The organism is Pseudomonas sp. KCJK9000, assembly GCF_046230725.1.
GTDB lineage: Bacteria > Pseudomonadota > Gammaproteobacteria > Pseudomonadales > Pseudomonadaceae > Aquipseudomonas > Aquipseudomonas promysalinigenes.
In genome coordinates this window covers 137,626-147,866 of sequence record NZ_JBJJLN010000007.1, presented here as the reverse complement: position 1 = coordinate 147,866, position 10,241 = coordinate 137,626, and the positions used below count along the sequence as shown (strand labels likewise).

Annotated in this window: 8 protein-coding genes; all 8 read left to right on the top strand. The window is 63.0% G+C overall.

All coding sequences use genetic code 11. The annotated features are described in order from the left end of the window. A partial coding sequence (locus ACK59H_RS05625; RefSeq protein ID WP_409264297.1) for a hypothetical protein occupies nucleotides 1-768 on the top strand: 768 nt, incomplete at its 5' end. A 381-nt stretch (nucleotides 769-1,149) separates the two neighbouring features. Further along, entirely contained in the window at nucleotides 1,150-2,325 is a 1,176-nt protein-coding gene (locus ACK59H_RS05620; protein WP_288440713.1) for a M20 aminoacylase family protein, read from the top strand. An 84-nt stretch (nucleotides 2,326-2,409) separates the two neighbouring features. After that, the gene (locus ACK59H_RS05615) at nucleotides 2,410-3,720 is read left to right on the top strand and encodes a citrate-proton symporter (RefSeq protein WP_060479511.1); all 1,311 of its coding nucleotides are present in this window, start codon (nucleotides 2,410-2,412) and stop codon (nucleotides 3,718-3,720) included. Then, entirely contained in the window at nucleotides 3,717-5,174 is a 1,458-nt protein-coding gene (locus tag ACK59H_RS05610; protein WP_060479512.1) for an amidase, read from the top strand. Before ACK59H_RS05615 ends, ACK59H_RS05610 begins: the two co-directional genes overlap by 4 nt. 68 nt (nucleotides 5,175-5,242) lie before the next feature. Beyond that, nucleotides 5,243-6,016: an IclR family transcriptional regulator gene (locus tag ACK59H_RS05605; RefSeq protein ID WP_060479513.1), complete on the top strand. Its 774-nt coding sequence runs from the start codon at nucleotides 5,243-5,245 to the stop codon at nucleotides 6,014-6,016. Nucleotides 6,017-6,076: 60 nt separating this feature from the next. Further along, nucleotides 6,077-6,736, top strand: coding sequence for an ABC transporter ATP-binding protein (locus tag ACK59H_RS05600; RefSeq protein WP_060479514.1), 660 nt, complete (start codon nucleotides 6,077-6,079; stop codon nucleotides 6,734-6,736). Further along, entirely contained in the window at nucleotides 6,733-9,180 is a 2,448-nt protein-coding gene (locus ACK59H_RS05595) for an ABC transporter permease (protein WP_060479515.1), read from the top strand. The genes ACK59H_RS05600 and ACK59H_RS05595 overlap by 4 nt, the downstream gene beginning before the upstream one ends. Further along, nucleotides 9,170-10,234, top strand: coding sequence for a lipocalin-like domain-containing protein (locus ACK59H_RS05590; protein ID WP_060479516.1), 1,065 nt, complete (start codon nucleotides 9,170-9,172; stop codon nucleotides 10,232-10,234). The genes ACK59H_RS05595 and ACK59H_RS05590 overlap by 11 nt, the downstream gene beginning before the upstream one ends. The last annotated feature ends 7 nt before the right edge of the window (nucleotides 10,235-10,241 follow it).

The following is a 10,241-nucleotide window of genomic DNA, read 5'->3' as shown; positions in this document are numbered from 1 at the left end:
GGATCTCGCTACGAAATTAGAAATTTAACTGCAGCAAATGATTTCTGGCTTCTTGTAGGGGGTAGAATGATCACGCTTAACGATATTATTCAGGATATTGAAAATACTTTTGCTGATTGTAAAATATGCTTCGATCACAATGATGTTCCTGCTGATTTATGTTTGCCTAAGAGTTGGGAGCGATTCGGGCTGAACCTCGAAAGTTCGCCTGTATACCCGCAAAGTTGGAATTCTTTTTCAAACGAATTCCCGTCTGTCATTTCGTTATTCAACGGTAGCTTGCTGGGCACGGTGTTGATGCTAGGCGCTAGTGTTAAACTTGTATATGTTTTTCACGATGCAAACGGTCTTTATTATTATGTGGGTGGGATGCCTGTGGAGGCTTACACCGCTGATAACGTAAACTTCAATGGGCTTCCAGCCAGGCTTCAAGAATTTTATCGTGATGTGCACGACGGGTACACGTTCTTTCCTGCACGTTCGATGGGGCCGCAAAGCCTTGGTGACCAACCCCGTGTTTCAGATTTGGTCGATGAGGATGATGACTCGTTCGCTAAGCAATGGATTACGGTCTTTTCAAACGGAGCTGGAGACTATGTCGCGGTAGATGCAGCCAAGCGGGGGGATACGGAGGGTTTGATATGGTGGCACGAACACCCAATGGTTCCAGAATTGGATGTTGATGTATTCGAGGTCATGAATGCTTGGATGGCAATATTCTTGGAGGATACCAAGCCTCGCGATGAGATAATTGCCAAGTTACATTGAGTATTGGGCGTTTTGAATGCATCCGCATCAAGAACTAGCTAGCTCACCGACGTACCCGGCAGCGAGCTGGAAGTGCAATGCGCCGGCAACCTGCCCGGCTAACAACACCCAGCTGCCGCTGCACTCAGCAAACCGCCAACGGCCACGTCCTGCACTTCACTCGACATGCCCGCGACCGCCAGCATCCCCGTACACCTGCAGTGCAGCGCAAATCCTCGCCTGCAACCCTATGTGCGTACCACTAGTTCCACCCCGTGGAACCACATTAGTTTGTACTCCCTCACCACTCGCGCTTATCTGTCGCCTAACACGACCTGCCAGCTCCGTCGTGATCTCAAGCGAACAACAAGAACCGGGGCCCACCCGCGCGAGGAGATTCCCATGCAGCGACATCAGCACATCCTGGCTTGGCTTAACGACGTGGCCTGCGACCTGCACGCCATCCGCCACGACATCCACGCCCACCCTGAACTGGGTTTCGAAGAAAGCCGCACGTCGGCGCTGGTTGCCTCGCTGCTGCAGCAGTGGGGTTATGAGGTGCATACCGGTATCGGCAAAACCGGAGTGGTAGGGGTGCTGCGCAATGGCAGCAGTACGCGCAAGCTGGGGTTGCGTGCCGACATGGATGCGCTGCCCATTCACGAAGCTACCGGTGCGGCCTACAGCAGCCGTCACCAAGGCTGTATGCATGCTTGTGGGCATGATGGGCATACCACCATGCTGCTCGGTGCAGCGCGTTACCTGGCTGCGACGCGGCAGTTCGATGGCACGTTGACGCTGATTTTCCAACCTGCGGAGGAGGGCCAGGGCGGGGCCGAGGCGATGCTGGCCGATGGCTTGCTGCAGCGCTTCCCCTGTGACGCGCTGTTTGGCATGCACAACATGCCAGGGCTGCCGGCCGGGCATTTGGGCTTGCGGGAAGGGCCGATGATGGCCTCGCAAGACTTGCTCAGCGTGACCATCGCGGGTGTTGGCGGGCATGGTTCCATGCCGCATCTGACCGTCGACCCCCTGGTGGCCGCAGCCAGTGTGGTGATGGCGTTGCAGACCGTGGTGGCGCGCAATATCGATGCCCAGGAAGCGGCGGTGGTAACCGTTGGCGCGTTCCAGGCAGGCGAGGCTGCCAATGTGATCCCGCAGCAGGCGTTGCTGCGCCTGAGCCTGCGTGCGCTGGATGCGCAGGTGCGGGCGCAGACCCTTGAGCGGGTGCGGGCGATCATCGTCAGCCAGGCGCAAAGCTTTGGCTGCACCGCCAGCATCGAGCACCGCCCGGCCTACCCGGTGCTGGTCAACCATGCAGCCGAAAATGCCTTCGCCGAGCAGGTGGGGGTAGCGCTGCTCGGCGCTGACAAGGTCGATGGCAGCACCCGCAAGCTGATGGGCAGCGAGGACTTTGCCTGGATGCTGCAGCGCTGCCCCGGTGCCTACCTGTTTATTGGTAACGGCATGCAAGGGCCGATGGTGCACAACCCCGGCTACGACTTCAACGACGACATTCTGCTGACCGGCGCCGCCTACTGGGCCGCGCTGACCGAGAGCTGGCTTAAGCCGGCCTGATTGCCCCTGTGTTGACAACTGCCGCTCGGCCCTGGGCGCGGCTGCGCCTGGGCGATCACTTGAACAAAAAAGGGAGCGTTCCCCATGCAGATTTCCAACACAGGCGCGTCGCGTACCCGGCAAGTGGTCGCGGCGGTCATCGGTAATGCGCTGGAGTGGTATGACTTTATCGTGTACGGCTTTCTGGCGAGCATCATCGCCCGCCAGTTTTTCCCTTCTGACGACGAATACGCTTCGCTGCTGATGGCACTGGCCACCTTTGGCGTGGGCTTTTTCATGCGTCCGGTGGGTGGCGTGCTGCTGGGGGTTTACGCCGACCGCAAGGGGCGCAAAGCGGCGATGCAGTTGATCATTCGCTTGATGACGGTGTCGATCGCCATGATCGCGTTCGCCCCAAATTACCTGGCCATTGGTATGGGCGCGCCGCTGTTGATCGTGGTCGCGCGGATGCTGCAGGGCTTTGCTACCGGAGGCGAGTATGCCAGCGCCACGGCGTTTCTGGTGGAGAGTGCGCCGGCCCATCGCAAGGGGCTGTATGGCTCGTGGCAATTGGTGGGGCAGTGCCTTGCGGTGTTCAGTGGGGCGGCGATGGTCGCACTGGTCACTCACCTGTGTACGCCCCAGGCGCTGGATAGCTGGGGCTGGCGAATTCCGTTCGTGTTCGGCTTGCTGATCGGCCCGGTGGGTCTGTGGATTCGCCGGCACATGCAGGAGCCGGAGGAGTTTCTGCAGGCTCGCAAGCAGGCCAAGGGCCAGGCGCCGGGCCTGTGGTGGGTGTTGAGCGAGCACCGGCGCAGCCTCCTGGTGTCGATGGGCCTGGCCTGTGGCGCGACGGTGTCGTTCTATGTGGTGCTGGTGAACATGCCCACCTTTGCCCACAAGAACCTTGGCCTGCCGCTGGATCAGGTGTTGCTGGTACAGATGCTCGCCGTCGGGGTGATGACCGTGGTCATCCCCCTGGCCGGTGTGCTCTCGGATCGGCTGGGGCGTCGGCCCGTACTGATGGCCTTCACCCTGGCATTCTTCGTCATGGTGTACCCACTTTATGTATGGGTGGCCGCCGCACCTTCGGTGCAGCGTTTGCTAGTGATGCAACTGCTGCTGTGTTCGGTCATTGGAGGCTTTTTTGGCCCGGCACCCACCGCACTGGCCGAGCAGTTCCCGGTAGAGGTGCGCTCTACCGGTGTGTCGGTGGCGTACAACGTGGCGGTGATGGTGTTCGGTGGCTTCGCGCCGTTGATCGTGACCTGGCTTAGCCAGGTTCTAGGCACACCCGTGGCCCCTTCGTTCTATGTGCTGTTCGCCTGCCTGCTGACCCTGCTTGGCACCTATTGCCTGAAAGAAGCACCGCGCGCCGGCAAGGCCGGGAACTACAACCTTGGAGTGAAACCGTGAACGCGCTTGCCCTCGACCCAATCGTTGCCCTAGATGCCGAGGCCTTGTCTCAAGCCATTCATGCTCGGCAGGTCAGTTGCCGTGAGGTGATGCAGGCTTACCTGGGCCACATCGAGCACTGCAACCCCCAGGTCAATGCCTTGGTCTCGCTGCGCTCGCCCCAGGCCCTGCTGGCCGAAGCCGAAGCGTGCGACCTGGAGCTGGCGTGCGGGCAGTCCCGCGGTTGGATGCATGGAATGCCCCAGGCAATCAAGGACCTGGCCGCCACGGCCGGGCTACGCACTACCCTGGGCTCGCCGCTGTTCGCCGAACACCTGCCGGCCCACGACGCCATCAGCGTGGCGCGGGTGCGGGCCAGTGGCGCGATCATCATCGGTAAAACCAACGTGCCGGAGTTCGGGCTGGGCTCGCAGAGCTACAACCCGCTGTTTGGCACCACCACCAATGCCTACGATGCCAGCCGTGTGGCCGGAGGCAGCAGCGGCGGCGCTGCGGCAGCGTTGGCCATGCGCTTGCTGCCAGTAGCCGATGGCAGCGACATGATGGGCTCGCTGCGCAACCCGGCTGCGTTCAACAACGTGTTCGGCTTGCGCCCGTCCCTAGGCCGGGTGCCGTATGGCCCGGCTCCGGAGCTGTTCGTGCAGCAGCTGGCCACCGAGGGGCCAATGGGGCGCAGCGTGACCGATGTCGCCCGCTTGCTGACAGTGCAGGCTGGGTATGATCGGCGGGCGCCGCTGTCACTCAATGATGGCGAGCGGGATTTTGCGGCGGGGCTGCAGCGGGATTTCACCGGTGTGCGAATTGGCTGGCTGGGCGATTACGACGGCTATCTACCCATGGAAGACGGGGTGATGGCCCTGTGCGAAGCAGCCCTGGCCGATTTTGCCACCTTGGGCTGCAACGTCGAGGCTTGTCAGCCGGCCTTCGACCTGGCGCGTTTGTGGCAATGTTGGCTCACCCACCGCCACTTCCTGGTGCACGGCAGCCTGGCGGCGGCCTATGCCGACCCTGGCAAACGGGCGCTGCTCAAGCCCGAGGCGCAATGGGAGGTGCAGGGTGGCCTGCAGCTTAGCGCTGCGGCGGTCTATCAAGCGTCGCTGGATCGCAGTGCGTGGTACCAGGCCTTGCTCAGCTTGTTCGAGCGTTACGATTATCTGCTGCTGCCATCTGCCCAGGTGTTCCCTTTCGACGCAGCCCTGGCCTGGCCTGAAGTGGTTGGCGGGCGGCCCATGGACACCTATCACCGTTGGATGGAGGTGGTGATCGGGCCAACCCTGGCGGGCTTGCCAAGCATGAGCGTGCCGGTCGGTTTCAATGCCGCAGGCCTGCCGACGGGCCTGCAGATCATAGGCCCGGCCCAGGCAGACCATGCTGTGCTGCAACTGGCTTACGCCCATGAGCAACTGACCCGCTGGGTGCAGCGGCGCCCACCGCCAAGCCTTGTGAGCGGCTGAAGGGCTGACGCGGCCCGTATCTTGCTGGGCATGATGATCATCCACGCAGCGCCAGGGAGGTCACAGACATGGGCATAGCGACAGACACCGGTGGCGTGCGTTCGGTCGAGCGCGCGCTGGCCATCGTCGAATTGCTGGGTGAGCATCAGGCATTGGGGTTGGAAGAGGTGCATTACCTCACCGGCCTCCCGAAGGCTACAGCGTCACGCATGCTCGCTACCTTGCAGGAGCAAGGCTGGGTCTACCGTGGTTTGAATGACCGGCGCTACCGCCTGTGCGCCCGCCGCTTGTTCGGTGACCGCCAGCAACGTTTCAAGCGCCAGTTGGTGGAAAGCGCAGCGCCTTTGTTGCTGGAGCTAAGCGAGCGCACTGGGCTGGTAGCCGACTTGTCGTGCTTCGATGGTGAGCGCCTGGAGGTGATGGAAAGTGCCATACCGCAAGTTTTGCGCAAGCGTTATCCGAACAACTGCCATATCGTTGGCCAGCATGCCAGCCTGTTTCACTCGGCCATGGGCAGGGCGTGCCTGACAGAGCTGGCGCAAGAAGAGGTTCAGCGCCTGGCAGCCCATGAGCCAATGGCTGCCGAGGCCGTGATGGATGACCTGGAACGGGATGTCAAAAAGGGCTTTGGCCAACGTACCGAGGGCTATTGGGAGTATCCAGTGCGGCTGCCGTTTCTGATCCGGGCAATTGCCTTGCCGGTGCGGATACATGGGCAATTGGCAGGCAGCATCGCTCTGCACTGGCCGTTGGACCAAGCGCCAGTGGAGCAAGTGTTGGACCTGCATCTGAGCAGCCTGGCGGCGACTGTCGTGGACGTGCAGCATGCCTTGTTGAACTAGCGCGTGCCGGCCGGTTCTACCGTCGGCAAGCACTAGCACAACAGCCAAGGTACCTTTCCAATGCTGGTCATCGAGCACCTGCACAAGGCTTTCCACACCGCCCAGGGCCCACTCCCGGTGCTGCGTGGCATTGACCTGGCCCTGGCAAGGGGGGCAAGCCTGGCCCTGATGGGTGAGTCCGGCAGCGGCAAAAGTACCTTGCTGCACCTGGTCGCCGGCCTGGACCGCGCCGACAGCGGGCGCATCCTCATCGACGGCGAGCCCTTGGCAGCCCACGGCGAGAGCACCTTGGCCCGTTGGCGGCGCGAAGGAATAGGTTTGGTGTTCCAGCAATACAACCTGATCAGCAGCCTGGATGTGGCGAGCAACCTGGCTTTTCAAGCGCGCCTGGCCAAACGCCATGACCCGCAGTGGGTAGCCTATCTGGCCGAGCAGTTGGGGTTGACCAGCTTGCTCGGGCGTTACCCGGAGCAGCTTTCCGGAGGCCAGCAGCAACGTGTGGCGATCGGCCGAGCACTGGCCAGCCGCCCGGCGCTGTTACTTGCCGACGAACCCACCGGCAGCCTTGATGAAGCCAGCAGCGACGAAGTGCTGGCATTGCTGCTGCAACTGGTCAGCGATGCCGGCAGCAGCCTGCTGATGGTGACCCACAGCCCACGTCTTGCCGCCTGCCTACAGCAGCGCTGCGTGCTGCACCAAGGCCGGGTGCAAGGGGCATGAACACGCTACGGGTTGCCCTGCAGGCCCTGGCCAGCCACTGGTGGCGGCACCGCTTGCAAGGCGTCAGCCTGTTCACCGGGCTATGGCTGGCAACCGCTCTGTGGACTGGGGTGCAGGCCCTCAACACGCAAGCGCGCAGTGACTATGCCCGGGCCAGCGCTTTGTTGGGAGGGCCGGCACATCCGCAGATCGTTGCGCGCGACGGGCAGCGCTTCGACCAGAGCCTCTATGTGCAACTGCGCCGCCAAGGCTGGCCTGTGACGCCTGTGCTGGAAGGGCGCCTGAGCTTGCCGGGCGAGGCGGCGGTGGCCATCCGCCTGATTGGCATAGAGCCGCTAAGCATGCTGCCGGGTATGGGGGTTGCCGGCGGCGAGCTTGCCAACTTTGACCTGCAGGCTTTCATCGGCCCAGGCGGGCAAGCGCGGGTAGGGCCGGACACCCTGGGCCAACTGGCCGGTATCCAGCGCACAGCCGACGGGAAGGCGCTACCGCCTTTGCTGCTCGACCCACAGTTGGCTCCCGGCGTGATGCTGGTCGATATCGGCGTCGCCCAAGCCTTGCTGGGTGCGCCAGGCCAGCTTTCGCGGTTGGTCAGTGGCTGGGACCAGCCATTGCCGCCGGCTGTCGCTGAGCGGCTGAAAGTCCAGCCTGCGGGTGATGACACTGACCTGCAACGGCTCACCGCAAGCTTCCACCTGAACCTGACTGCGTTGGGCCTGCTGGCATTCGTGGTTGGCCTGTTTATCGCCCATGCTGCTATTGGACTGGCGCTGGAGCAGCGTCGGGGGCTGATCCGCACCCTGCGCGCTTGTGGGGTCAGCCTGAAGGTGCTCTTGGCCGCATTGGCGCTGGAACTGGGCCTGTTCGCCGTGGCTGGCGGCCTGGCAGGGGTGCTAGCCGGTTATTGGCTGGCAGCGCTGTTGCTGCCGGACTTCGCGTCCAGCTTGCGTGGGTTGTATGGCGCGCAAGTCTCTGGGCAGTTGCATCTACCGTTGTCTGGCTGGCTGCTGGGTATTGCGGTCAGCCTATTTGGCGCGCTGCTGGCGGGCCTGGACAGCCTGCTGCGGGCCGCGCGCCTGCCCTTACTGGCCGTTGCCCAGCCCCAGGCTTGGCGATTGGCGCAATTGCCTTGGCTCAAGCGCCAGGCGCTGGCGGCCTTGGCCTTGGCCGTGTTGGCTTTGGCCTGTGGGGTATTGGGCAACAACCTGCCCAGTGCCTTTGCGCTGCTCGCAGCCCTACTATTGGCTGCGGCATTGGCACTGCCGGGGCTACTTGCGCTGTTGCTGGCCGGTTTGGCGCGGGTAGGGCGCCGGCCTTTGGTGCAATGGTTCATCGCTGATAGCCGCCAGCAGCTACCGGCACTGAGCCTGGCGCTGATGGCACTGTTGCTGGCCTTGGCTGCCAGTGTCGGTGTGGGTGGCATGACCGAAGGGTTTCGCCGCACGTTCGTGGGCTGGCTCGACCAGCGCCTGGCTGCAGACCTGTACGTTACCCCACGGGACGATACCCAGGCGCTGCAGCTCTATCAGCAGTTGCAGCACGACCCCGATGTGGCTGCAGTGCTCCCGGGCTGGCGCGCGCAATGGCGTATGCAGGGCTGGCCAGTGCAGGTGCAGGGGGTGATCGACCATCCTTTCTACCGTGACCATTGGCCGCTTCTGGAGCAGGTAACCGATGCCTGGGGGCAACTGGCCAAGGGGCAGGCAATCATGCTCAGCGAGCAACTGGCGCGGCGCCTGAACGTGAAGCTTGGGGATACGGTGCAATTGCCGGTCGAACCTCCCCAGCCGGTGAACGTGGTCGGGATCTATGCCGACTACGGCAACCCGAAGGGCCATGTGCTGGTCAATGCCCACTGGCTTGGCCAGCGGGTTGCAACGGCCACCTTGAGCGGCCTTAGCCTGTTGATCCAGCCAGGCCAGGTTGCCAGTGTCGAGGGTAAGTTACGCCAGCGCTACGCCTTGGATGACACGCAATACGTCGAGCAAGCCCGCCTGAAAGCCTGGTCGACACAGGTATTCAGCCGCACCTTTGCGGTCACTGCAGCCCTTAATAGCCTTACCCTTGGCGTTGCCGGGTTGGCGCTGTTCATCGGGCAGCTCACGTTGGGCCAGCAACGGCTCGGGCAGCTGGCGCCCCTGTGGGCGCTAGGTGTGCCGCGCCGCTGGCTGGCCTGGCTAAGCCTTGGGCAGACGCTGATGCTCAGCGGCTTCACCGTGCTATTGGCCATTCCCCTCGGTTTGCTGCTGGCCTGGTGCTTGGTGGCGGTGGTCAACGTGCAGGCGTTTGGCTGGCGGCTGCCTTGGCATGTGTTTGTCAGCCAGTTGGCGCAGTTGGCCGCGCTGGGGCTGTTCACCAGCCTGCTGGCCAGCGCCTGGCCATTGTGGCAACTGGCCCGGCGCCAGCCAGGCGACTTGTTGCGAAGGTACGGCGATGCGAGTTGAAACCGGGGTGTTGCTGGCCTGCCTTTGGCTGGCGGGGTGCGATGCGCCTGCGCCGCCGGCCAACAGCTACGCCGGCCTGGGTGACGAGGCGGCGGCCTTCAAGCAGGTGAGCCGTGGTACGCCGTTGGTATTCCCGCAAGATCACGCCGCCCACAATGGCTACCGCATAGAGTGGTGGTACGTCACCGCCAACCTGCAGGATGCCCAAGGCCAGGATTGGGGCGTGCAATGGACGCTGTTTCGCTCAGCCCTGCGCCCCGGCGCCGAAATCCTTGACTGGAGCAGCCCCAACCTGTGGATGGGCCATGCAGCCTTGACCAGCCCCCAGGGCCACCAGTTCAGCGAAACGCTAGCCCGAGGTGGGGTCGGCCAGGCCGGCGCTGAAACTGGGCCGTTTCGGGCATGGATCGATGATTGGTCGCTGCAGGGCGATGACGGCCTCCAACGCTTGCAGATGCGCGCCAGCGGCCCAGGCTTTGGCTATGACCTGACCCTGGCCAGCGACCATCCGCTGGTGCTTCAGGGTGACCAGGGTTATAGCGAAAAATCCGGCAAAGGGCAGGCCTCCTACTATTACAGCCAGCCGTTCTACCGTGTTCGCGGTGAGGTCGAACGGGGCGGGCAGCGCATAGCGGTCACGGGGCAGGCGTGGCTGGACCGGGAATGGAGCAGCCAGCCGTTGGCCGCCGGGCAAAGTGGTTGGGATTGGTTTTCGCTGCACCTGGAACGTGGCGCCAAGCTGATGCTGTTTCAGGTGCGTGAGGACCAAGCCCAGCCCTACCGCGCGGGTACCTGGGTGGGCCCGGATGGGCAGGTGCATGCATTGCAGGGGGCGCAGGTGGCGCTCACGCCGCTGGCCTGGAGCGAGCAGGGCAACGGTAAGCGCGTGCCGACCCGCTGGCGAATACAGGTGCCCTCCACAGGCCTGGATGTAACGGTCGAGGCGGTGCAGCCCAAAGCCTGGATGGGCACCCGTTTCCCCTATTGGGAAGGGCCGGTGCGCGTCACTGGCAGCTCAACAGGCCGAGGCTACCTGGAAATGACCGGCTATTAGACAGTGG

Excerpts from the sequence above, each read along its gene's own strand:
- ACK59H_RS05620 (WP_288440713.1), top strand. The coding sequence starts at position 1,150 with ATGCAGCGACATCAGCACATCCTGGCTTGGCTTAACGACGTGGCCTGC.
- ACK59H_RS05615 (WP_060479511.1), top strand. The coding sequence starts at position 2,410 with ATGCAGATTTCCAACACAGGCGCGTCGCGTACCCGGCAAGTGGTCGCG.
- ACK59H_RS05605 (WP_060479513.1), top strand. The coding sequence starts at position 5,243 with ATGGGCATAGCGACAGACACCGGTGGCGTGCGTTCGGTCGAGCGCGCG.
- ACK59H_RS05600 (WP_060479514.1), top strand. The coding sequence starts at position 6,077 with ATGCTGGTCATCGAGCACCTGCACAAGGCTTTCCACACCGCCCAGGGC.
- ACK59H_RS05595 (WP_060479515.1), top strand. The coding sequence starts at position 6,733 with ATGAACACGCTACGGGTTGCCCTGCAGGCCCTGGCCAGCCACTGGTGG.
- ACK59H_RS05590 (WP_060479516.1), top strand. The coding sequence starts at position 9,170 with ATGCGAGTTGAAACCGGGGTGTTGCTGGCCTGCCTTTGGCTGGCGGGG.